Here is a 22,597-nt window from a genome sequence, read left to right as displayed (position 1 = left end):
CGACGTGGTTCAGCGTTGCCAGTTGGGCATGTTCCCGACCTGAGCCCGCAGTTCGGTCGGGTCGACGACGTCGATGACGCGGTAGGCGGTGGTCACCGTGCCGGCCCGGCGCTGTTCGCGGAAGAAGTTCTCCACGGACGCGCGGGAGGCGCCGACGGCGTCGGCGATGTCGGTCTGGGAGAAGCCGGAGATCCGGACGCCGTCCCCGACGGCTTCGCCGAGGAAGTCGGTGAGGAAGCACAGGTACCGGGCGATCCGCACGGACGTGTTGCCCTGCCGCACGTGGACGTTGACGAACAGGTCGAGTTTCTCCCGTTGGGCCATCGAACGGGCCAGTGCTGCCATCGCACGAGGACGTTCTCCCAGGAGCGAGACGAATCCACGCCGGGAGACGGAGACCAGCACGGTGGACTGCACACCATGGACGGTGATGTTACCGCCCGTCGGGTCGAAAACCGCCGATGATTCGAGAATATCGCCCGCCGTGCGGAGCTTTGTGTTACAAGGGCCTCCGGCGATCGGGGCTTCCTTCAGAATTCCCCGCAGGACGACCATCACCGCGCGTTCCGAGAACAGATTCTCCGACGCTCCCTTTTCGAGGCGGTGGACCAGCGCCATGGACAACAGCGCCTCACGGTGGACCCGGTCGAGCGATCCGAAGAAGCTGTGTGCGGGAAAGCGCATGCGCGAATACACCAGGGGCGCCGTGATTCGCGCCGCGGTCTCGGGTACCGGCCGCCGGGGCCTGGGCAAGAGCGTCACGCCCGTCATGGTGCGGACGGGACGTCGCCCGCATCGGCAGCCCGGAACCGGGTCGTGGGGGACTCCGAAACGGTCGACACCATCCGCGGCGACGCGGCCTGGGACGGGGCGACGGGGGACCCGGCCGACGACGCCGGGGAACCGGCGAGCGCCGCGTAGATCACCGCCGGCACCACTCCCGCGAAGGCGGTGATGGCCGCGATCACCGCGGCCAGGCGCCCCGGGGCACTCGCGCTCAACCGACGGACCGCGTACGCGATCACCGCCGACAATGCGAAAACGATCAGGACGACGCAGAACAGCGTCGCGAAACTTTCAGACATTCTCTTCCTCATTCGCCCGAGCTCTGGAACACGAAAGGGCCGGTGCCTTGGTAGGAGGCGGACACATTTCGTGGCGGACAGCCTACGCTGCCATGTGAGTGATTACCAAGACCACTCGAATGGCCCCTGACCTGCGTATTCCTCGACGTATGCGAACCGATTCCCCAATTCCGGGGGGTTTCCGGTCGCGCTTCGCGTTATCGTGTACACGCTGACGTTGACCTCATTCGCCCGAGCTCGGCTCAGCAGCCCGGTCGACCCGCGGGGGTGGTAGCCCGCCGAACACCGACCGGGCGGGTGAGCCCTCGTCGGTCGTTGGCCGGCGGGGGCTCACCCGTTCGGGGAGAGCACGACCGGCAACGTGAGGCACGTCCGATCGAACGCGTCACACCGTTCCATCGAACTCGCGCCGCCCACCCGTCGCCACTCCCTCGCACGATCGCGGACAGTCGCGGACGCCTGCGGACGTCCTCGGACGACGCTACGTTGAGTCCTCGCACGATCGCGGACCGCCGGCAATACGGGTGAACCCTGGGGGAGAAACGAATGACCGCCCGCGAGCGCAACGAGCCACCCCTGACCGTCGTGGAAGACCTCACGCCCGTCCGCGACTTCGCGAACTGGCTCAGCCTCGTACGCCTGCACAGCGGCGACCCCTCCTACGACGAGATCTGCCGCCGCTGCAGGAAGGACGGCGTCGAGATACCCAAGAGCACCCTCGGCGACGGCCTCACCGGCCGCCGCCTGCTCAGCCACGAACGCGCCCTGGCCGTCGTGCGCGCCTGCGGCGGCGGCCAAGCCCTCCTCGCCGAATGCCGCAGCCGCTGGACCCTCGCCAAACAAGGCCGGATCACCAGAACCCCGGCCGAAGGCACACCCGCCGACGGCCTGCGCGACGCCGACCCCATCGACATCCCGCTCGGCGCCCATCACCGCCGCTCCGGCGTCACCTGTCACATCGTCCAACACGGCGAATGGCAGATCGTCCGCCTCCGCGGCGACTGGGACGGCCAAGTCATGCCCGCCGTCCGCCCGCACCTCGAAGGCGCCGTCGCCGACACCCGACACCCGCACATCGTCATCGACCTCTCCGACGTGACGTTCATGGACAGCAGCGTCCTCGGAGGTCTGGTCTACGTCCTCCAGACCATGCGCCTGCGCGGCGCCGTCCTGCGTCTGGTCTCCGGAATGGGCGCCGAGAACCTCGCCCGGATGGGCAAGGTCATGATCGTCACCGGCCTCAACCAGATCCTCCCCGTCTACCCGACCCTCGAGATCGCGCTCGCGCCCCTGTCCACACTCGACAGCCCCACCGCACACGACGACCAGGCTGCTTCGGACCTCACCGAAGCCCCGGCGGCGACCGTCCTTCAAGGCAGAATCGTCCCCACGCCGCGCTCGTCGATCGGTTGGCGCGAGGACCCGCCGGCTTGACCTACGTCGTCCCCGGACACGGAAGTCGTCGATGAGGCCACGTGCGGCGTCACCGGTCAGGGACAGCGCCGCGCGACCCACAGCCAACTCGCCTGCCGGGCGGCTCACTTCCGGACCCCGGTCGATGCTTGCGTCAAAGGCGCCTGGCGGAACGGGGGCTCGGAAGGTAGGCTCCACGGCGATGATCACTCTTTCTGTTCATGGAATGGGGGTCCCGTCCGCGCAAGGTGAGTGCTGATGCTCACTCGGATCGCGAACGGGGATTCCCGGTTCTCCTTTTGGCTGCGCGTGCGCGAGTTCGCCGTGCCGCCCTCCATGATCGAGACTGCGACCGCTCGCCGTTGTGGCGGCGACTGGGCGGGGGCATGTGCCGCCGCGGGTGTCGATGTCGACGTCCATCCACGTTCCCTGGCCCGCACGCACGGCCGGGTCCTCGCGGCCCGAGTCCGGGACGATCTCCGCCACTTGGCTCCCGATCTGCTGCGTTGGCACATGCCGAGGGTCGCTCCCGACGGGCTGCTGAGGCCGGGTCTGACCCTTGCCCTGGCGCGGTACGACGTGGAGGACGACGGCCGTGCCGGACGGGGACCGGTGTACCTGGTGGCCAGAACGCCGCCGGCGTGGGCGGATGCCGGTCAGCGAATCAGCCTCGCGCTGTGGGAGGGATCGCCCGACCGGGCCGATGCCCTTCCTCGGTCGTACCCCCACCCCCATCCCAACCGGCGGTTCCGCCTCGACCTGCACCGCCACCTGTGGGACGGGCGCAGGACCGATGAGCTGCGGATCCGGTCGGGAGCCGATCGGCGGCCAGGCGACGGTCGTTCCGTCCCGGATCGGGCCCAAGCCCCGATCTCCGAAGCGGTCCCGCCCCCCGAAGCGGCCTTGGCCCCGGATCCGCTCGGAAGGCTGCCGTACGCGCACCGCTGCGCCGTCGACCGATGGGCAGCCGAGGCGCGGATTCTGCTCCGCGCCGAGGGCCGACCGACCGGCACCGTCCAGGTGCGGCTCGACGCCCGACATCGGCTGTCCCTGGACCTGACCCCGGCGGCCCCGGCCCCCGACCCGACCGCCGACGGCGACGAACTCGGGCCGCCCGCACTGCGGATCGCGCCGGCGCCGGCCGGTCGCGGCGCCGCCGGGCTGCCGATCCTGCCCGACGCGGCGACCTGGGTGCTCCCGGACCTGGCCTTGCTTCGTGCCGGTGCGATCGAGGTCGATCGGCTGCACCCGCTGGTCGCCTCGGCGCTGGTACCGGATCATCCGCCGACCGCTCGGCCCCAAGTCCCGGACCCGGCAGGCCGACGGCAGCCGGTCGAATGCCGGGGCGCCCGCCACCGGATCGCTCTGGTCGACGGGGTACTGGCGCCGCTGGACCACGACCCGGCGGAGGTCCGCCGAGAGGAATTGCCGGCCGCGCTGACCGGCACGCCGCTTCCCTGCCTACAGGCGATCGACGAGGCGCACCGTCGCCCGAACTGCCTCGCCGGCGTGCGCGAACGCCTGGACCACGGCGACACCGCCGGTGCCCTGGCCGTCGTCGAGAGCCTGTTGGGCCCCGACGCACTGCTGCGCGACGGCCCACTTCGCGACGAACTCGAAACGGCCGCGCTGCGCCGGGTCACCTACGGGCTCTTCAGAGCCGGCCTGATCGACCCCGGGGCCGGCCGAATCCCCACGAACCATCGCCGCCCGCGCGGCCACCGCCCCTGCCCGTGCCACTCGAAGTCGCGTTGACCCGAGACCTCGGTCCACACCTCCACGCGCGCACCGGAAAACCGTCGCCGGCCCCGGGGACGTCCGTTAACGCCCGTGCGATCGACGCCGTCGTTCCCTCACGCACACAACACCCGAAGGTGACCGAAGACATGCCCACATACACCCCGTACAGCCCGCCTGCCCCCGACTCCCGGACCCCCGCCTCCGGCACTTCGCCCACCCCAGACGCCCGACCCACCGACACAACCACGCCCCGCCTCGCGTCCGACGCGCCCGGACCTACCCCTCAACTCGACGTCGCCGGCGACCTGTTGGCCCTCCTGCGCGACGCCACCAGCGAACCGCGCGCAGACACGCATCTGGAAGCCCTGACCCTGGCGGTGGCCGCCGACCTGCCCGTACTCCTGTGGGGCGAGCCGGGCATCGGCAAGACCGCGGCCCTGACCCAACTCGCCGCGGCCCTGGACCTTCCGCTGACCACGGTGATCGCGAGCGTGCACGAACCGTCCGACTTCTCGGGATTGCCCATCGTCGGTGACGATCCCGCCGAACAGGGTGTCCCGATGGCCCCGCCGGACTGGGCGGTGCGCCTGGTACGGGCCGGCCGAGGGCTGCTGTTCCTGGACGAACTCTCCACCGCGACACCGGCCGTACAGGCCGCTCTGCTTCGGCTCGTACTCGAACGACGGATCGGCGCCCTGCGGTTGCCGCCCGGGGTGCGGATCGTGGCCGCCGCCAATCCACGCTCCTCGGCGGCCGACGGCTGGGAACTGAGCGCCCCCTTGGCCAACCGATTCGTGCATCTGCAATGGGTCCACGACCACGACGTCGTGGTCCGCGGGCTCGGTGGCACCTGGCCCGAGGCGACCCTGCCGCGCCTCGACCCGACCGGTCTCCCGGAGGCGGTGGCGTTCGCCCGCCGCGCCGTCTGCGGGCTGCTCGCCGCTCGACCGGCGCTCGTGCACCGGCTGCCGAGCAACGAGAGTCGCCGGGGCGGCCCGTGGCCGTCGCCGCGCAGTTGGGAGATGGCGCTGTGCCTGATCGCCTTCGCGACCGCGGCCGGTTCCTCCCGTGAGGTGCTCTCCATGTTGGTCAGAGGCACGGTGGGGGACGGCCCGGGCCTGGAATTGCTGGCCGGCCTGGACCGGATGGACCTCCCCGATCCCGAGGACCTGCTCGCCGACCCGGCCGGCGCCGTCCTCCCCGAGCGCGGCGATCTGCGTCAAGCCGTGCTCGACGGTGTGGTGGACGCGGTCCGAAAGCGTCCGGAGAAGTCCCGCTGGGACGCGGCGTGGGCGCTCCTGGTCCGGGCGACGGAGACCGGCGCCCCGGACCTGGTGGTCGTCCCGGCGACCACGCTCGCCTCGCTGCGCCACGAGGACTGGGACGTCCCGGCCTCGATCGAACGCCTCGCCGGAGCGGTATCCCTGTCCCGCCGAGCGGACCGCACGGCCGACCGGGCGGCGGCCCGAGCCGCGGCCGCGACAAAGGCGGTCCGATGACCACGGGCGCACCGACGACGACGGCCACGCCGAGCACCCCGACCGCCCCCGACGCCCCCAAGCCCCTGGACCTCCACAAGCTCTACGCCGCCCGCCTGCATGCCGCCCGGGCCCGCCCCTACCTGGCGACGGCGCTGTTCGCCCTGCACACCGTGGAGTCGCGGAGCGTACCGACGATGGCCGTCGACCGGCACTGGCGGTGCTACGTCTCGCCCGCGTTCGTGGACCGCACGCCTGCGGAGGAACTGGCCGCGGTCTGGGTGCACGAGGTGTCGCACCTGCTGCGCGACCACCACGGACGCAGCGACCGGGTCGCGCGCGAGCGCGGGCTGGTCGGCCCGGGGGAGCGGTTGCGGATGAACATCGCCGCGGACTGCGAGATCAACGACGACGCCTTCGGTGCCGGATTGGTCAGGCCCGAAGGCGCCGTCGAGCCGGCGACGCTGGGGTTGCCCGAGGGTGAGCTCATGGAGGACTATCTGCGCCAGTTTCGACTCGGGCCGTTCACCCAGGGACTGGCCTGGCTGGACTGCGGCAGCGGCGCCGACGGTCTGGAACGCGAGCGGGAGTCGGGGCCGCAAGGCGCGCACGGCCTGAGTGCGCAGGAACGCGACGCCGTGCGGTTCCGGGTGGCCCAGGGCATCACGGCCCGACCGGGGACCGCGCCCGCGGGGTGGCGGCGATGGGCGGAGGAGGCGTTCCATCCGCCGCAACCGTGGCGGGAATTGTTGGGAGCGGCGGTGCGCTCGGCGACGTCCGGTGCAGGCGCGGGCGACGACTACACCTACGGCCGGCCGTCCCGGCGCTCGGTCGGTGTGCCCGGCGTGGTGCTGCCGAGCCTGCGTCGCAAACCGCCCCGGGTCACCGTGGTCATCGACACCTCCGGGTCGGTCAGCGACGCCGAGCTGGGCAGCGCGCTCCTGGAGGTCGCCGCGATCTGCCGTGCCGTGGGCGGTCGTCGGGACCTGATCACCGTGGTGCCGTGCGATGCGGCGGCCACGATCGCGCATACGCTGTGCGGCAGCGAGGGGATCCCGTTGGTGGGCGGTGGGGGCACGGATCTGCGTACGGGCTTCGCCAAGGCGCTGCGGGCGCGGCCCCGACCGGACGTGGTTGTGGTGCTGACCGACGGCCAGACGCGCTGGCCGAGCACCCGGCCGCCGTGTCGCACGGTGGTCGGCCTGTTTCCTCGGCAGGCGAGCCGGTCGTGGAACGAGGACGATCCCGATTACGTGCCGGACACGCCCCCCGAGTGGGCCAGGGTGGTGGTCGTCGAGTCGGCGTCCGCCGGCCGGTGAGCCGCGGACCTGCGGAGGCGCGGACGAAGGCCGTCGGGCCGGGTTGTCGCAGACCATGCCCGAAAGGGCGGCCGTGCGGTGTGGCTCGCGCCGCTTTTTGTAGGAACCCTACAACGCAGCGGCGCCGGCGTGCTCGATGCAGGACATGGGTGTACTGGACGGTAACCAAGCAGGGTATAGATAGGTGCAGGCGACGCTCCGAGACCCGGACGTCGCCTTCTGCACGTGGGTACTTGGGAGGCTCAGCCGGTGTTCAGTCGTGTCGCGATCGTCAACCGTGGAGAGGCCGCAATGCGGCTCATCCACGCTGTCCGGGATCTTTCGGCGGAAACCGGGACGAGGGTGGAGACGGTCGCGCTCTACACCGATTCCGACCGCGACGCGACCTTCGTCCGTGAGGCCGACATCGCCTACCCGCTGGGCCCCGCCTCGGCCCGCCCCTACCTCGACCACGCCGTCCTGGAGCGCGCGCTGGTGGAGACCGGCGCCGACGCCGCCTGGGTCGGCTGGGGCTTCGTCGCCGAGGACCCGGCGTTCGCCGAGCTGTGCGAGCGCATCGGCGTCACGTTCGTGGGCCCGAGCGCGGAGGCGATGCGCAGGCTCGGCGACAAGATCGGCGCCAAGCTGCTCGCCGAGGAGGTCGGCGTCCCGGTCGCGCCGTGGAGCCGCGGCGCGGTGGAGACTCTCGAAGACGCACTGCGCGCCGGCGACGAGATCGGCTACCCGCTGATGCTCAAGGCCACCGCGGGCGGCGGCGGGCGCGGGATCCGGATGGTCGCCTCGGCCGCGGACCTGACCGACGCCTACACGCGCACCAGCCAGGAAGCGCTACGCGCGTTCGGCTCCGGCGTGGTCTTCCTCGAGCGCCTGGTCACCGGCGCCCGGCACGTCGAGGTCCAGGTCATCGCCGACGGGCAGGGCACCGCGTGGGCGCTGGGCGTGCGCGACTGCTCGGTGCAGCGACGCAACCAGAAGATCATCGAGGAGTCCGCCTCGCCGGTCCTGGACCCGGCGCAGACCGCGGAGCTCAAGGCGTCCGCCGAGCGGCTCGCCGTGGCCGTCGACTACCGCGGCGCGGCGACCGTCGAATTCCTCTACCACCCCGGTGAGAGGCTGTTCGCCTTCCTGGAGGTCAACACCCGACTCCAGGTCGAGCACCCGATCACCGAGATCACCACCGGCACCGACCTGGTGCGCCTGCAACTGCACGTGGCGAACGGCGGCAGGCTGACCGGCCCGCAGCCGGCCGAACTCGGCCACGCGATCGAGGCCCGGCTCAACGCCGAGGACCCGGACCGCGACTTCGCCCCCTCGCCCGGCCGCATCACGCGCCTGGCGCTGCCCGCCGGCCCCGGCATCCGGGTCGACACAGGCGTCAGCGAGGGCGACCGGATCCCGGCCGACTTCGACTCCATGATCGCCAAGATCATCGCCTACGGCCGCGACCGCGACCAGGCGCTGGGCCGGCTGCGCCGGGCGATGGCCGAGACCACCGTGATCATCGAGGGCGGCGCGACCAACAAGAGCTTCGTGCTCGACCTGCTCGACCAGCCCGAGGTGATCGACGCGAGCGCCGACACCGGCTGGATCGACCGCGTCCGCGCCGAGGGACGCCTGGTCACCCACCGGCACTCCGCGATCGCCCTGGCCGCGGCGGCGATCGAGGCATACCAGGACGAGGAGGAGATCAGTCGGCAGCGGCTGATCTCCACCGCGCACGGTGGCCGCCCGCAGGTACAGCACGAGAGCGGCCGGCCGCTGGACCTCAAGCTCCGCGGCGTCGGCTACCGGGTGAGCGTCGCCCGCGTGGGCGACAAGCGTTTTCGCGTCGCGATCTTCGGCGGCGGCGCCGCCGCGCACCCGGCCGACATCGAGGTCGAGCGCTTCGACACGCACAGCGGCCGGATCGTGGTCAACGGACACCGCTTCCGGCTGGTGTCGGCCACACACGGCCCGACCCACCTGGTCGAGGTCGACGGCGTCACCCACCGGATCAGCCGCGACGAGGGCGGCGTCGTACGCTCTCCCGCGCCCGCCCTGGTGGTCGCGACGCCGATATCGGTCGGCGACGAGGTCGCCTCGGGAGCGCCGATCCTGGTGCTGGAGAGCATGAAGATGGAGACGGTGCTGCGCGCGCCGTTCCGCGCCCGGGTCCGCGAATGCCCCGTGTCGGTGGGCAGCCAGGTGGAGACCGGCGCACCGCTGATGCGCCTGGAGCCGCTCGCCGAGGAAGGCGGTGAAGGCGCCGTCGAGGACGCCGCGGGCGACGGCGAGAGCATCGAGGTCGACCTGCCCGCCGAGGCCGTGCCCGCGTCCGCCGCCGAGCGGGTCGAGCGCGGCCTGCAGGACCTGCGCAGCCTGCTCCTGGGCTTCGACGTCGACCCGCAGGACTCCAAGCGCGTGTTGTCCGAGTACCTGGCCGCCCGCGCCGACCTCGGCGGCCGACCGCTGCCGGGCGAGGTGGACCTGCTCAAGGTGTTCGCCGACCTGTCGGAGCTGAGCCGCAACAAGCCGGGCGGTGAATTCGACGTCGAGCCGGACAGCCCGGTACACAGCCCGCGCGAGTACTTCCACAGCTACCTGCAGAGCCTGGACCCCGAACGCGCCGGTCTCACCGAGGCGTTCCGGACCAAACTCGAGCGGGTGCTGGGCCACTACGGCATCGCCGACCTGGACCGCACACCCGAGCTGGAAGCCGCGATCTTCCGGATCTTCCTGGCCCAGCAGCGCATGTCGACCGATGTCGCGCTGGTGTCCGAACTGCTGCGCCAGTGGCTGGCCGGCGCGCCCCCGCTGGAATCGCTCAGCGAACGCGCGGGACTCACCCTGGAACACCTGATCGAGGCCACCCAGGTGCGCTTCCCCGCGGTGTCGGACCTGGCCCGCGGCGTGGTCTTCCGCTGGTTCGCCCAGCCGCTGCTGCGCCGCATCCGCGCCAAGGTCTACGCCGGCGTACGCAACGAACTGCGTCACCTGGACCAGCACCCGGACGCGCCGGACCGCGCCGAGCGCATCCAGACCATGGTGGCCGGCTCCGAGCCGCTGGTGCGGCTGATCGGCCAGCGGATCGGCCGGCCGGGCCGTGACCACGCACCGCTGTTGGAGGTGTTGACCCGCCGCTACTACGGCAACCGCGGGCTCTCCGAGGTCGCCGTGCGCGAGCAGGCGGGCTGCCGGTTCGTCACCGCCGAACACACCGGTGGTACGGCGGGCCCGACCCGCGTGGTCACCACCGCCGTCGACATCGCCGCGCTGCCCGACGCCATCGACGCGGTCGCCGTTCTCGCCGCCGACGTCGCCGACCACGGCTTGGTCGCCGACCTCTACCTCACGTGGGAGGACCAGCCGGACGCCGAGGCGATGGCGGAGCGGCTGGGCCGGCTGCTGGCCGAACAGCCGCTGCCGGCGGGCGTGCGCCGGGTCACCACCACCGTGGCCGGCACCAGCGGCGCGGTGATGCACCACCACTTCACCTTCCGTCCGGACGGGGCCGGCTTCGCCGAGGACCGGCTGATCCGCGGTCTGCACCCGCAGATCGCACGGCGACTGCAACTGCAGCGGCTGCGCGAGTTCGACCTCACCCGGCTGCCCTCGGTCGACGAGGAGATCTACCTGTTCAAGGCGGTCGCCAAGAGCAACCCGGCCGACGAGCGGTTGATCGCGATGGGCCAGGTCCGCGACCTGACGCCGCTGCGCGAGACCGACGGCCGACTGGTGGCGCTGCCCGCGGTGGAGGACGCGATCAACGCGGGCCTGGACGCGATTCGCAACATCCAGGCGCAACGACCGCAGAACAAGCGCTTCGACACCAACCGCATCATGATGTACGTCTGGCCGTCGACCGAGCTGACCGCCGACGAACTCAACTCGCTGGTCCAGCGCATTCTGCCGACCACCGCCGGGGCCGGGCTCGAGGAGGTCCAGTTCGTGGCCCGCCGGCGCACCGCCAGTGGCGAACTGACCGAGATCGCCGCGACCATCACCCTCGACCCGGGCCACGGCGCGAGGCTGCACGTCGGCGAGCCGTCGACGGAATTGGTGCGTCCGCTGGACGACTACCGGCAGAAGGCGCTGCGCGCGGCCCGCCGCGGCAACGTCTACCCGTACGAACTGACCGGCATGCTCACCGGCGCGCACGGCGACTTCGTCGAGCACGACCTGGACGAGACCGGCGCGCTGGTACCGGTGGACCGGCCCAGGGGCAAGAACACCGCGGCGATCGTCGCCGGCGTGGTCTCCACGCCCACCGAACGCCATCCCGAGGGCGTCACCCGCGTGTTGCTGCTGGGCGACCCGACGAAGTCGCTCGGCGCGCTGTCCGAGCCGGAGTGCTCGCGGGTGATCGCCGCACTCGACCTCGCCGAGCGGATGCGCGTGCCGGTGGAGTGGTTCGCGCTGTCGTCGGGCGCGCGGGTCTCGATGACCTCGGGCACGGAGAACATGGACTGGGTCGCGGCCGCGCTCAAGCGGATCGTCACGTTCACCCAGGACGGCGGCGAGATCAACATCGTGGTCGCCGGGATCGCCGTCGGCGCCCAGCCGTATTGGAACGCCGAGGCGACGATGCTGATGCACACCAAGGGCATCCTGGTGATGACGCCGGACTCGGCGATGGTGCTCACCGGCAAGCAGGCGCTGGACTTCTCCGGTGGCGTCTCGGCCGAGGACAACTTCGGCATCGGCGGCTACGACCGGGTGATGGGCCCCAACGGCCAGGCGCAGTACTGGGCGCCCGATCTCCCGGCCGCCCGCGACGTGTTGATGGCGCACTACGACCACACCTACGTCGCGCCCGGGGAGAACGCACCGCGCAAGGCGCCCACGAACGACCCGATCGACCGCGACGTCTGCGACTTCCCGCATCCGGCCGTGGACAGCGACTTCACCACCGTGGGCCGGATCTTCTCCGCGGAGCACAACCCGGACCGCAAGAAGCCGTTCGACATCCGTACCGTGATGCGCGCGCTGTCCGACCAGGACCACCCGGTGCTGGAGCGCTGGGCGGGCATGGCCGACGCGGACACCTCGGCGGTTCAGGACGTGCACATCGGCGGTTGGCCCGTCTGCCTGATCGGCATCGAGTCGCGGGCGGTACCGCGGCGCGGCTTCCCGCCCACCGACGGCCCGGACACCTACACCGCGGGCACCCTCTTCCCGCGATCGTCGAAGAAGACCGCACGGGCGATCAACGCGGCATCGGGCAACCGGCCGCTGGTGGTGCTGGCCAACCTGTCCGGGTTCGACGGCTCACCCGAGTCGATGCGCAAGCTGCAACTGGAGTACGGCGCGGAGATCGGCCGAGCCATCGTCAACTTCGACGGCCCGATCGTCTTCTGCGTCATCTCCCGCTACCACGGCGGCGCGTTCGTGGTCTTCTCCAAGGCGCTCAACCCGAACATGACCGTGCTGGCCCTGGAAGGCTCCTTCGCATCGGTCCTGGGCGGCGCCCCGGCGGCGGCCGTCGTCTTCTCCGGCGACGTCAACAACCGCACCGCCACCGACCCGCGGGTGACCGACCTGCAGACGCAGATCTCGACCACCCTGGGCGCCGAGCGAGCGATCCTGAACGCCCGCCTCGCCGAGGTGCAGTCCGCGGTCCGCGCCGAGAAGGTCGGCGAGGTGGCCGCCGAGTTCGACCGCGTGCACAGCATCCGCCGTGCGGTCGAGGTCGGCTCGGTGGACGCCATCATCAGCGCCGCCGAACTGCGCCCGAGGATCATCGAAGCCATCGAGCACGGCATGAAGCGCTGATCCTTCGCACCTGGGGTGCGACTTCGGGCCACGGCGGAGGCGCGCCGCGGCCGTTGGCCAGGAGCATCCGGCAACACGCCGGCCGGGCGATCTCGACGGGGGGCAGGGACGGTACGCCGTCCCCGCCCCCCGTCGAGCCATGTCGGAGCCCGACGGCATCGCACACCGACCCATCCCGTGACCGGCGGCCGATCCTTCCGGCTTGGGCAACGCTGTGTAATCGCATCGGAATCCTCGGTGGCGACCGAAATTCGTTGCTACGTTTGCGCTGTGCACATCCCGTATCACACGGAGGTGGCAACCATGCCGGACGATTCCACGGTGGTCGAACGAATCTACCTGTCCGATGTCGACCCGCACGCGTCCTCACCCATCGCGCGGATCGGCGATCTGCGCGCACGGGTGGTCCTGCACGTCCTGTTCGCCGACACGCTCCTGATCGGCGACTCGCAAAGCCTCAACAACAAGTACTTTCGCTCCCTGCTCTCGACCGAGGAGGCCGAACAGGTCGAGCTGGAGCGCCTGTTCGACCACACGGCCCCCCTGGCCGACCCGATTGCGGCGGCCGTGTCCACTCCGTTGTCCGACCTGACCCCACTGCTCGACCAGGGGTACATCAGGGTCGCCCGGCGGGTGGGATGCACACTGCGCGAACTGCGCGATGTGCTCGCCGCGAAGGGGGTCGACAATGCGGCCGGCCCGGCCTATGCCGCCTTCCTCGACGATCTCACGCACGCGCACGCCGTCGACTACGACGGGGTCATGGTCTCGGCCGCATTCAAGGCCGGCGTACTGCTGCGCGTCGAGGCCGGCGTGGAGGCGCGCACCGGGGACGCACGGGCGGTCCTGCACGATCTCCGGGACTGGGCCGAGGAGCAGCGACCCTTGGACTACAAGGCGCTCAGGGACCGCTTGTTCGGGATCCGCGCACGGTTCCCGGGAGCGAGCGCGGACGTACTGTCGGCCCTGACATCAGTCGACCAGTGGGCGGGGGAGTCCTACCGACAGGCCCTGCCCGAGGTGCTCGACGCCGGCCTGGGGAGCCCGTGTGACGTGCCGGACCTTCTGCCCGAGCGGCGCAGCCACCGCGTCCTGCGGCTGACCGGCCTGCCCTCGGCCATGTTGAACGAGTTCCTGCTCTCCCGGCTTCCGGTGGACGTGCTCCTGGAGGCACTCGGGCAGCCCGCACGAAACGCCCTGGTCGGCGAGTTGAGCGCACTGCGTCGCGGCATCGCGCCCGACACCGCACTCCTGGGCGCCGCGGCAACGGAGTTCGCGACCTGGATGTCCGCGGCATTCACCCGGACGTTCGCCCAAACCGACGACATCGCCGGAGCGCATCTGCGTGCCGAACGCAACGAGATGAGTCTGGACCTGCACGAGGATCCGCAAAGTGCCCGGTACGGCGCGGAGTTGTCGGTCCGGGACGCACCGCAGCGACCGCAGGGACCGACAGGATCCACGAGCCTGTCGATGACCGTGGTGACCGGCGCCGACGAGGAGGACCTCGAACAGCCGCCTCGGCAACCGGTGGCCGAACTCGACGCGCGCGCACGCCTCGCGGCCTGATCCGGGCTGACCGGGGCGGAGTCACAACCCGGACGGGGACAGGGGGGTCACGACGGGTCGACCGACGAGCGATCGGCGGCCAGCACGAGCGCGAACGCCGCGAGCGTGACCCCACATGTGACTCCGCCCTGCCCCAGCAGGTCCAACATGCCCTCCTGGGACACCCATACCGGTTCGGCCACCGACTCCATCGCCTCGGGCCGGGCGGCCTCGACCGGCCCGGCGACGACGGTGGCCTCCACGACGTGCACCCCACTCTCGATCAGCCCCGTCTCCGCGTGCAGAAGGCCGATGTCGCGGGTGGTCACCGCGATCAACCCGGCCTCCTCGCGCAGTTCCCGTGCGGCGGCCTCCTCCGGGCTTTCACCGATCTCGCAGCCGCCGCGCGGAAACTCCAGCGAGGCCGCGCCCAGCGGATATCGGTAGGTGGGCACGAGCGCGATGCCGGCCGGGCCCCGAGCCACCACCACCACGCCGGTGTGCGCCCACTGCCAGCGCAGGTACTTGCCCGGTCGGCCGCCCGGCGACAGGACGTCGTCGTTGTAGAGCCGGCCGAAGCGATTGCCGAACACCTCGATCGCCTTGTGCCTTCTGATCGGGGCCGGAGTCCCCGGAGTTTCCTGGTCGATCGGCATTTCGCCCTCACCTTTCCCATCCGGGATCCGCCGGATACGCGGTTCGCGAGCAAGGTCACGCGTCATGATCGTGCTCCACGACCGACCGTGCCAACCAGATCTCCCGCTCCGACGCGAATTCGTCGAGGCGCCCGGACAGTTGGGCCAGTGCTCGCAACAGCGTTCGTTGCCGGGCTTCACGCTGCGCCATCACGCGTGCGGACGCCACGGCCGGCAACGCGGTACGCAGCGCGACGGCCTCGCGCATGACGAGGTATGCCTCCCGATCCCGATCCGCCCGGACCAGGGCGCGCGCCAGCGCGTGCAACCCCTCCGGCAGTTGGGCCAGATACCGTCCGGGCCGGCGCTCGGCCACCACCCGCAGCACCTCGACGAGCCGCGTCGCCGCCGTGACGGCCCCCTCCCCGGTCCGAAACCTCGCCTCGACCAGCACCTCCAGGCAGGTCACGAACGTGTCGTCGTGCCGGGTCCCGGGCCGCGCTCGCATACACAGCGCCACCGCGCGCGACGCCTCGTCGGCCGCGACGTAGACCTGACCGTCGGCGAGGCGCAACGACACGAGAGTGCTCAACGCCGCCGCCGTGTCCAGCCGGCGCCACGAACACAGGGCCTCGTCGCCCGTCGCCAGGGCCTCGTCGAGCTGCCTTTGATAGCGCTCGACCGCGTCCCGGCTGTGTACCAACGCGGTGGTGAGCGCGCCGCTGCGGTACAACAACAGAGCCAGGTTGTTGAGCACGGCGGCGTATTCGACGGCGTACCGTCCGGTGCGTCGATACAGATCGTCGGCGAGCAGCGCGGCCCTGCGGGCGGCGTCCAGCGCGGCCTCACCGTTTCCCGGGGCGTCCAGGTCGCCCAGCCGAAGACTCAACCGCGAGAGCAGCCGCAGCTGTTCCGCCTGGGCATCCACGGTGAGCGTCGCGCTCGCGGGCGCCAGTAATCGACGGAGCGTCAGCTCGGCTACCGCGGACAGGCCCGAGGGATGGTCCGGCAACCGCTCCTCGACCGCGCGAAGCACCTCCGGATCGCAGACCTCCAGCACCGGCATCATCAGCACGCCCAGCGGCTCGGCGTGCGGCAACGCCTCACCGCCGACCACGAGCGCGGGCAGCAGCACGGCCGGGTCGTGCCGGGCCGCGGCGGCGAGGGCGGCATCCATTCGTTCGTAGGCGCCGTGCGCTTCGACCCGCCCGGTCCCGGTGCAACCCCGAGCCCGTGCGAATACCTCGATCGTCCGGGCCGCGCCGGCGATCCGGTCGTGGTTCGGTGCCCGGTCCGGCGTCCGCAGGATCGCGGCCAGATACGCGACGACGTTGCCCGAGCTGACCTCCGACTTGAACACCCGACGCACCAGGATCTCGCCGATGCGATCGGGCTCCATCGGGGCGACGCCCCCGTCCTCGCCGGGGTAGAGCGTCCGCAGGCACGTGTACACCGCGGAGACGTCCGGCTCGGGGGTATCGGCGAACGCGGCCCGGCACACGCGGAGCAAAAGTGCCTTCAAGTCGTCCGCGTCCCGACCGGGAGCCAGCGTGGGGACCACCAGCAGCCCTTCCGAGACGAGCATGCCGAGCGTTCCGGTGAGCACCGATCCCTTGGGTAGTTGGCCTTTGAGCAGGGCCGACCAGGTATGCAACTCGTGCTCGGAGACGCGGGTCAGCGGATCGTCGGTCTCGATCCAGGTGTCGCCCTGTCGCATGGTCAACACCGCGTCCAGCGCCAGCGCGAGCACGCTCAGCGGTGAATCCGCCGTGGCTGCCCGGGCGTCCAGGGCGTGGGGCGCGGTCAGCCACCGACAATCGAGGTGCTCGGCGAACACCTCGAAGGCCAGGGCGGCAAGGGAGTTGGAGCCGCCCGGGTCGAGTCGGCCGGTGAGCGGCCGCTCGTCCGCGTCCGCGGGCATCCCGCGAACCGCGCTCAGCGCCTGCCACAGCGGCTCGACCGACCGGGCCAACAACAGGATCCGCAGTCGCGACGGTTGCGGGGGATGGTCGTCCAGGTACTCCAACAACGCGGAGACGCCCGGCACTTGGCCCTCTGCGTAGTCGAGGACGACCAGGACCGGGATCCCCACGGCCAACGCGGCGACGAGTTCGGCCCGCCAGGCCGCCTCGGCGGGAGCGCCCACCGCCACGAACCCGGCGTTCCAGCCTTCGCCGCGCAGACGGCGACACAACTGCGCCGCGAGCCTGGTCTTGCCGGCTCCGCCGGGCGCGTGCAACAACCGCAACGCCGACTCGGGTTCGCCGGTACACCACCCGTACAACTCGGCGACCTCGGGCCGGTCCACGAACGGCATCACGTCGCCGGCGAGCAACCCGGCCGGGGTCGCGGGCCGGCGGCCGCTCGCGCCCCGTTCTCGGTGCGACCGGAAGAGCCGCTGCTGCCGGGCGTCGAGCAGCACCGCGATGTCGCGCCACCGGGTGCCCGGCACATGTGCGTCCGCGTTGCGGCGGATCGTCTCGGGCAGATGCTCGACCACCGCGCCGATCGGAATCAGCCAACCACCGCGCTCGTCGTCGACGTCCCGGGACGACTTGAGCACGCCACAGACCCGGCCGGTGCGCGGATCGAGCACCGGGGACCCACTCAACCCGCGCAGCACCTGATCGCTCTTGACCCGGGCGAATCGTCCGCTGGGACCGGCGACCACGAGGTCGAGGGTCTCCGGCAGACGCAGGCCCTCCAGACCCTCCCGGCTGTATCCGTAGGCGGCCACCTCGTCGCCGCGCAGCGGTGGCCGCTCACCGAGCCAGACCCCGATGCTCTCGACGGGAGAGCGCAGCCGCAGCTCGGCCAGGTCGGGGAACGGGTGGATCCCGCCGGGGGTTTCGGCCGGGATCCGCCGCACCACGTCGACCTCGATACGGGTGCCCGCGAGCGATACGGACAACCCCGACGAGCGGCCGTGCACCACGTGCGCACACGTGAGCACGGTGTCCCCCGCGACCAGGAAGCCGGTCCCCAGGTAGGTGTCCGGCGTGCGGATGCGAACCACCTCGCCGACGATCAGGTCGTCGAGCCGAGCCGCGATGTACCGTTCGTCGTCGTCGCCGAACATCCGGCCTCCCTCCGGGCGAACCGCTGCCTCGACGAGCGCTCACGCACGGTCAGAAGTCCTCCGGGTCCGGGTACCCCTCCGCCTCGCCGGCCCCGGTGTCCACCGGCGAACCGTCCGCCCGCCGAGGGTCCAGCCGGACCGTGACGTGATGCGTGGCCTTCGCCGCCCGCTCGCCTCGCCCGTCCAGGCTCGCCACCCCGAACCGCAGGCCACCCCCGACGCCCTTGGTCCGGGTCAACTCCATGCCGAACTCGACGGTGATCTCGCCGAGTCGAAACCGCACGTCGGCCCCGGAGCTGCGCCGCTGCGCCTCGGCGATCTGGACCCGCAACAGCTCGATGGCATCCGCCAGATCGAGCCAGTCGTCCGCATCGGTATTCGCGCTCATCGGACCCCCAAGGCTGCACCATCGGTCACCGGATTCGGACCGTGTGTGCCCAGCTTGGCATCCCTCGAGAGCAGTTCGCGCGGTTTCCGTCGGTCGAGCGGATGTCGTGCGTGGTATCGCGCCGGCGGGGGAGGGGCGGATGGTCTATGCGGTGTCGTCGGCCGGGCCGAGTACCCGGCCCAGTGCGTCGCGGACGACCTGACGCATCGTGTGGGCGTCGTCCAGGTAACAGCCGACGGCCAGGCCGTCGCGCAGCAGCATGAGAATGTCCGCGGTGGCCCCGGGGCGGGTGTCGCCGGCGGCGGTCAGCAGGTCGGTCAGCATCGTGCGGAACCACGTGCGGTGGTCGAGGACGGCGGCGCGCACCGGGTGGGAGGCGTCCGGGAATTCGGCGGCGGCGTTGATGAACGGACAACCACGGAACCCGGGTTCGCGGCCGATCTCGATCATCAGCTCGAACAGCCGCAGCAGTACCTCGCGCGCCGGCAGGTCGGCCGAGGCCGCATGCAGCGTGGCGACCGCGCGGCGCTGCGAGCGGTACTGCTCGTCGAGGTACGCGTGGACCAGTTCGTCCTTGGACGGGAAGTGGTTGTAGAACGTCGCCTTCGCCACGCCGGCCTCGGCGATGATCCGGTCCACGCCCACCGCGTGCACGCCCTGGGCGTAGAAGAGCGTGGTCGCGGTGTCCAGGACACGGCGACGGGCCGGACTCTCGCGGGGGTGGTCGGAGGCTGTCGTACGCACACCTTGACGATACCAGACAGACCTGTCTACATTCATGAAGCGGCCCTAGACAGAAAGATCTGTCTAGGTGGCTACCGTGGCTACCGGCGCCGGCGCCACGCGTCCACCCCCACTCGGAGAAGGCGGAAACCACCATGAGTCTCTACACCGCAATCGCGACCTCGGCCGGACGGGACGGACGGGCGGTGAGCTCCGACGGGCAGCTCGACGTCACGCTCGGCCTCCAGAAGGAACTCGGCGGGGACGGCATCGGCACCAACCCCGAGCAGTTGTTCGCGGCGGGATACGCGGCCTGCTTCGCCAGCGCGATGCAACTCGTGGCGAAGCGGCAGAAGGTGGATGCCGCGGATGCCTCGGTGACGGCGGAAGTCGGCCTGGACGCCAACGGCGACGGCGGTTTCGGCCTCAGCGTGACCCTGCGTGTGGAGTTGCCGGAACACCTGTCCACGGAACAGGGGCGCGCCCTGATCGAGGCCACCCACCAGGTCTGCCCGTACTCGAACGCGACCCGAGGCAACATCCCGGTCGAACTCGTCGTCGAGTAGACCGCCCCCTCGGGTGGCACGACCGGAAGTGGCGAGAGCCTCCGACCGAACGGCCGGCAGTTCTCGCCACTCCACCTCGGCGCCGCTCGCACGCCAAGGCCGGACGTTCAGATCAGTCCGGCCACGTCCGATGCGTACTGCGGTGTGATCCGGTTCGCGTCCACCATCATCCGCAGCACCATGACGGCCGACTCCGGGTGGTGCGAGGCGGTGTCGGCGATCGCCCGCTCGAACAGGTTGTTGCCGAAGGTCAGCGCGATGCCGGCCATGCGATACCAGGCATGCGGATCCTCGTGCTCGGCCGTCTCCTCGGCCTCGATGGTGTCGTCGTCGGTCGCGTGCACGGGAAGACGCCCCTGCGCCACGGCTGCCAAGTGCCGGGCGGTGGCGGGCTCGGCGTGCAGCACGAGTTCGTGCAGCAGATCCGCGTCCAGCTTGTCGGCGTGGTCGCCTTGGTCGACGTGAACGGTGACGGTGATTCCGGTGCGGCCGCCGCTTCGCAGGGTGGCCACGGTGTCCTGATCACCCACACCCGGCTCCACCTGGATCAACAGCACGATGTCCTGCCTCGTCAGCATCTCGTTCACGGCCGCGTTCTGCGCCGCGATCTGCTGAACCAGGTTGTACGCGCGCGTTCTGATCGTTTGCGAGGCCGCTCCGTGGACCTTGTCTTGCAACAGCATGCGGTGCCCGGCCTTTCCGTGGAATGGTGCCGACACGACCCGAGTACGTCTCGAACTCCCGGTCAAACTAACCGAATTCCCTTACACGCCGGGGCCTTTTGCGCTGATTTTCGTATTCCTCGTACCTCGGGCGCCTCTGCGCCACCCGACCGGGTCGCCCGAAAACCTCCGTACCGGACCACGAGACACGTGGAGGCCGGGAATCACCGGAGTGATTCCCGGCCTCCACGAAGCTGCACGGGCGGGGCCCACCGGGGAGTGCGATGGGTGTGGCTTCAGTCGAGACGCTCCGCCGTCGCGTCGGGCCGCTCCCCGGCGAGCGTGCCGGCCGCGCCGTCGGAGTCCTGTCGCAGGCCGCAGTATGCCGCGACGACACACACGGCCGACGCCGGCGCGAGGAACGCCCGGTCGGGTCGGACGAACCCGCCGGCTCCCGACGCCCGATCGGCGCCGTGCCCGAGGGGTTCTCGATCGGACACGGGCCCGGCGTCGTGGGTCGAAGGCCGTGTCGTGCTCAAGGTCCACTCCCTGTTCCGTGCGCGACGCCCGGACATCGAGCCCGCTCGGGCGCATCCTCCGGTGTCCCGCGTACCCGCCCGGGCACGGCGCGCCCCGGCAACTCGACGACGTGTCAACGACGTTCGAGGTGCCTTGTCGTTGCCCGCGATCACCCGTCCCAACCGTGCGCGACGGCCCGCGCGTTGGTGGGCGAGCCCGATGCGGTGGCTTCGGCCTACCGGGTCACACGCGATGACCGCACTCGGTCCGTCGGCTCGATGACCGTCGCCCGCAGGAGGTTGTGGTCGGACAACCCGTCGACGTCTTCGACCACCGCTTCGTCGATGTCGGCGCCGTGCACGGCCACATGGTCGATGTGCCGCGGCGCGGAGCTCGGTCCGGCCGGTCGTGTCGGCAGCGCGCCGGACGGGAGAGCGGCGATGGAGAAGCCCGGGCCGAGGCCGTCCGCGACCGTGTGCGAGTCGGCGTTGAAGTCGCCGAGCAGAATCACCGGGGACACCGCGTCGGAGGCCAACTCGGCGAGGCGTGCCAGTTGCCGAACTCTCGGCGGACCGAAGCTCAGATGGGTGGTGACCACGAGCACCCCGGCGGTGTCGACGGCGAGGAACCCCTTGCCCGGATCCTCCTCGAACACGTGGGCGGCCGACTGCCGGCCCCGTCCGCGCACCAACAGCACGAGGTACTCGGCCGGGTCCGCGAGGCGGCTCGGTCCGCGGCGCGGTGTGGGGACGCGCGGGTACCGCAACACGTGGATCGTACGGTCGGGCATCCCGGCGCCGCGCAGATCGGCGAGTTGGTCGCCGCTCACTTCCTGGAGTGCGACGACCCGTTCGGTGCGTTCCGCCAACCGCGCCGTGATCGCGGCGATGCGCGCTGATTCGTCGGGCCGGCGTCTCGTCGCTTCCTCGCCCCAGTTCTCGGCGTGAATACGGTGCAGGACATTCCAGGTCGCAACGGTGATCAGGGCTACTCCCGGTCGTATGACGCCCCAATGGCGTGGTGGAGCGGAGCGGCCCACCCCCTGAGCCTCACGGATCCGCCGCGCCACGGCAAGGCCGCCTCGCGCGATCAGCGGTCGCGGACCGCAACCGGGCCCGGCCCGGTCGCCCCGGCGTACGGGCCCGCTTCGCGAGGCCACGCGAGCACCGGCGAGACGAGTCCCACGGAGCCGGGCGTGCCGAGACCCCCGCGGGATGCAGGCGCGGGGGTCTCGGGGTGCCGGACGTGGAGGAACGTCCGCGGAAGGTGTCCTCGGGGGTCAGCCGTGGTTGCCGCCGAAGTCGTTCTTGTGGCCCTCGTGGTGTTCCCCGTGGTGCTCGTCGTCGTCGATGTTGATGCAGGTGTTGCCCCAGGTCGGGTTGAGGACGCCGACGATGTCGACGGTGTTCCCGCACACGTTGACCGGGATGTGGATCGGGACCTGGATGTTGTTGCCGGAGAGCACGCCGGGGGAGTCGACGGCGGCGCCGTCCGCGTCGGCCTGGGCACTGGCGGCCCCGGCACCGGCCAGCACCAGCGCGGCGGTACCGGCGGCCATGACCGTGGCCTTCTTGAACGTGTTCACTGCACTCTCCCGTTTGTCGCCTGTCCGCGCCGCCCGAGTGCGACGCACGAACCTCACAACGACGCCCGACCCCCCAGGGCAACCACCCGATGCGCACGTTCACTCG

16 protein-coding genes are annotated in these 22,597 nt (G+C 71.2%); 7 read left to right on the top strand and 9 right to left on the bottom strand.

From position 1 onward, the window contains the following. Positions 1-9: 9 nt before the first annotated feature. Together A3IC_RS0102075 and A3IC_RS52035 are read right to left on the bottom strand one after the other, a co-directional pair. Positions 10-762: a Crp/Fnr family transcriptional regulator gene (locus A3IC_RS0102075; protein WP_158695773.1), complete on the bottom strand. Its 753-nt coding sequence runs from the start codon at positions 760-762 to the stop codon at positions 10-12. A gap of 5 nt (positions 763-767) precedes the next feature. Further along, positions 768-1,085, bottom strand: a complete 318-nt coding sequence (locus tag A3IC_RS52035; RefSeq protein WP_020548398.1) for a hypothetical protein — start codon at positions 1,083-1,085, stop codon at positions 768-770. A gap of 546 nt (positions 1,086-1,631) precedes the next feature. Here A3IC_RS52035 and A3IC_RS0102065 point away from each other — a divergent pair. From A3IC_RS0102065 to A3IC_RS0102040, 6 genes are all read left to right on the top strand, one after another. Next, positions 1,632-2,519 (top strand): STAS domain-containing protein, encoded by an 888-nt coding sequence (locus A3IC_RS0102065; protein ID WP_020548397.1) that lies wholly within the window; start codon positions 1,632-1,634, stop codon positions 2,517-2,519. 237 nt (positions 2,520-2,756) lie between these two features. After that, positions 2,757-4,253 (top strand): hypothetical protein, encoded by a 1,497-nt coding sequence (locus tag A3IC_RS0102060; RefSeq protein WP_026217784.1) that lies wholly within the window; start codon positions 2,757-2,759, stop codon positions 4,251-4,253. A 131-nt stretch (positions 4,254-4,384) separates the two neighbouring features. After that, positions 4,385-5,737: an AAA family ATPase gene (locus A3IC_RS52030; RefSeq protein WP_079026227.1), complete on the top strand. Its 1,353-nt coding sequence runs from the start codon at positions 4,385-4,387 to the stop codon at positions 5,735-5,737. Then, positions 5,734-7,035: a vWA domain-containing protein gene (locus A3IC_RS0102050; RefSeq protein ID WP_020548394.1), complete on the top strand. Its 1,302-nt coding sequence runs from the start codon at positions 5,734-5,736 to the stop codon at positions 7,033-7,035. Before A3IC_RS52030 ends, A3IC_RS0102050 begins: the two co-directional genes overlap by 4 nt. 291 nt (positions 7,036-7,326) lie before the next feature. Beyond that, positions 7,327-12,786: an ATP-binding protein gene (locus tag A3IC_RS0102045; RefSeq protein ID WP_205354145.1), complete on the top strand. Its 5,460-nt coding sequence runs from the start codon at positions 7,327-7,329 to the stop codon at positions 12,784-12,786. A gap of 303 nt (positions 12,787-13,089) precedes the next feature. Beyond that, positions 13,090-14,355, top strand: a complete 1,266-nt coding sequence (locus A3IC_RS0102040; protein WP_158695772.1) for a hypothetical protein — start codon at positions 13,090-13,092, stop codon at positions 14,353-14,355. Positions 14,356-14,402: 47 nt separating this feature from the next. Here A3IC_RS0102040 and A3IC_RS0102035 read toward each other — a convergent pair whose 3' ends face one another. The 4 genes from A3IC_RS0102035 to A3IC_RS0102020 form a co-directional block, all read right to left on the bottom strand. Beyond that, positions 14,403-14,990, bottom strand: coding sequence for an NUDIX hydrolase (locus A3IC_RS0102035; protein WP_020548391.1), 588 nt, complete (start codon positions 14,988-14,990; stop codon positions 14,403-14,405). A 55-nt stretch (positions 14,991-15,045) separates the two neighbouring features. Continuing rightward, positions 15,046-18,048: a trypsin-like serine peptidase gene (locus A3IC_RS0102030; RefSeq protein ID WP_020548390.1), complete on the bottom strand. Its 3,003-nt coding sequence runs from the start codon at positions 18,046-18,048 to the stop codon at positions 15,046-15,048. A 49-nt stretch (positions 18,049-18,097) separates the two neighbouring features. Then, positions 18,098-18,436 carry a trypco2 family protein gene (locus A3IC_RS0102025; protein ID WP_020548389.1) on the bottom strand — a complete coding sequence of 113 codons (339 nt, stop codon included), beginning with the start codon at positions 18,434-18,436 and terminating at the stop codon, positions 18,098-18,100. A 144-nt stretch (positions 18,437-18,580) separates the two neighbouring features. Beyond that, positions 18,581-19,180, bottom strand: coding sequence for a TetR/AcrR family transcriptional regulator (locus A3IC_RS0102020; protein ID WP_020548388.1), 600 nt, complete (start codon positions 19,178-19,180; stop codon positions 18,581-18,583). A 134-nt stretch (positions 19,181-19,314) separates the two neighbouring features. On the opposite strand from A3IC_RS0102020, the gene A3IC_RS0102015 reads away from it, so the two are divergent. Further along, a complete protein-coding gene (locus tag A3IC_RS0102015) occupies positions 19,315-19,725 on the top strand; it encodes an organic hydroperoxide resistance protein (protein ID WP_020548387.1) in 411 nt (136 codons plus the stop codon). 107 nt (positions 19,726-19,832) lie between these two features. Here the strand turns inward: A3IC_RS0102015 and A3IC_RS0102010 are convergent, their stop codons facing one another. From A3IC_RS0102010 to A3IC_RS0101995, 3 genes are all read right to left on the bottom strand, one after another. Beyond that, complete coding sequence (locus tag A3IC_RS0102010) at positions 19,833-20,408, bottom strand: hypothetical protein (protein WP_020548386.1); 576 nt, start codon at positions 20,406-20,408, stop codon at positions 19,833-19,835. Positions 20,409-21,141: 733 nt separating this feature from the next. Next, positions 21,142-21,945 (bottom strand): endonuclease/exonuclease/phosphatase family protein, encoded by an 804-nt coding sequence (locus A3IC_RS52025; RefSeq protein WP_205354144.1) that lies wholly within the window; start codon positions 21,943-21,945, stop codon positions 21,142-21,144. A 240-nt stretch (positions 21,946-22,185) separates the two neighbouring features. Then, on the bottom strand, positions 22,186-22,491 hold the full coding sequence (locus A3IC_RS0101995) for a chaplin (protein WP_020548383.1): 306 nt from the start codon (positions 22,489-22,491) through the stop codon (positions 22,186-22,188). Positions 22,492-22,597 lie beyond the last annotated feature (106 nt).

The sequence above is a fragment of the Embleya scabrispora DSM 41855 genome (assembly GCF_000372745.1).
GTDB classification, from domain to species: domain Bacteria; phylum Actinomycetota; class Actinomycetes; order Streptomycetales; family Streptomycetaceae; genus Embleya; species Embleya scabrispora.
Note: the sequence above shows the minus strand (reverse complement) of the source record. Positions and strands in the feature narration are given on the sequence as shown.

Coding starts and splice junctions, on each gene's coding strand:
- A3IC_RS52035 (WP_020548398.1), bottom strand. CDS start 1,085: ATGTCTGAAAGTTTCGCGACGCTGTTCTGCGTCGTCCTGATCGTTTTC.
- A3IC_RS0102065 (WP_020548397.1), top strand. CDS start 1,632: ATGACCGCCCGCGAGCGCAACGAGCCACCCCTGACCGTCGTGGAAGAC.
- A3IC_RS0102060 (WP_026217784.1), top strand. CDS start 2,757: ATGCTCACTCGGATCGCGAACGGGGATTCCCGGTTCTCCTTTTGGCTG.
- A3IC_RS52030 (WP_079026227.1), top strand. CDS start 4,385: ATGCCCACATACACCCCGTACAGCCCGCCTGCCCCCGACTCCCGGACC.
- A3IC_RS0102050 (WP_020548394.1), top strand. CDS start 5,734: ATGACCACGGGCGCACCGACGACGACGGCCACGCCGAGCACCCCGACC.
- A3IC_RS0102045 (WP_205354145.1), top strand. CDS start 7,327: ATGCGGCTCATCCACGCTGTCCGGGATCTTTCGGCGGAAACCGGGACG.
- A3IC_RS0102040 (WP_158695772.1), top strand. CDS start 13,090: ATGCCGGACGATTCCACGGTGGTCGAACGAATCTACCTGTCCGATGTC.
- A3IC_RS0102035 (WP_020548391.1), bottom strand. CDS start 14,990: ATGCCGATCGACCAGGAAACTCCGGGGACTCCGGCCCCGATCAGAAGG.
- A3IC_RS0102030 (WP_020548390.1), bottom strand. CDS start 18,048: ATGTTCGGCGACGACGACGAACGGTACATCGCGGCTCGGCTCGACGAC.
- A3IC_RS0102025 (WP_020548389.1), bottom strand. CDS start 18,436: ATGAGCGCGAATACCGATGCGGACGACTGGCTCGATCTGGCGGATGCC.
- A3IC_RS0102015 (WP_020548387.1), top strand. CDS start 19,315: ATGAGTCTCTACACCGCAATCGCGACCTCGGCCGGACGGGACGGACGG.
- A3IC_RS0102010 (WP_020548386.1), bottom strand. CDS start 20,408: ATGCTGTTGCAAGACAAGGTCCACGGAGCGGCCTCGCAAACGATCAGA.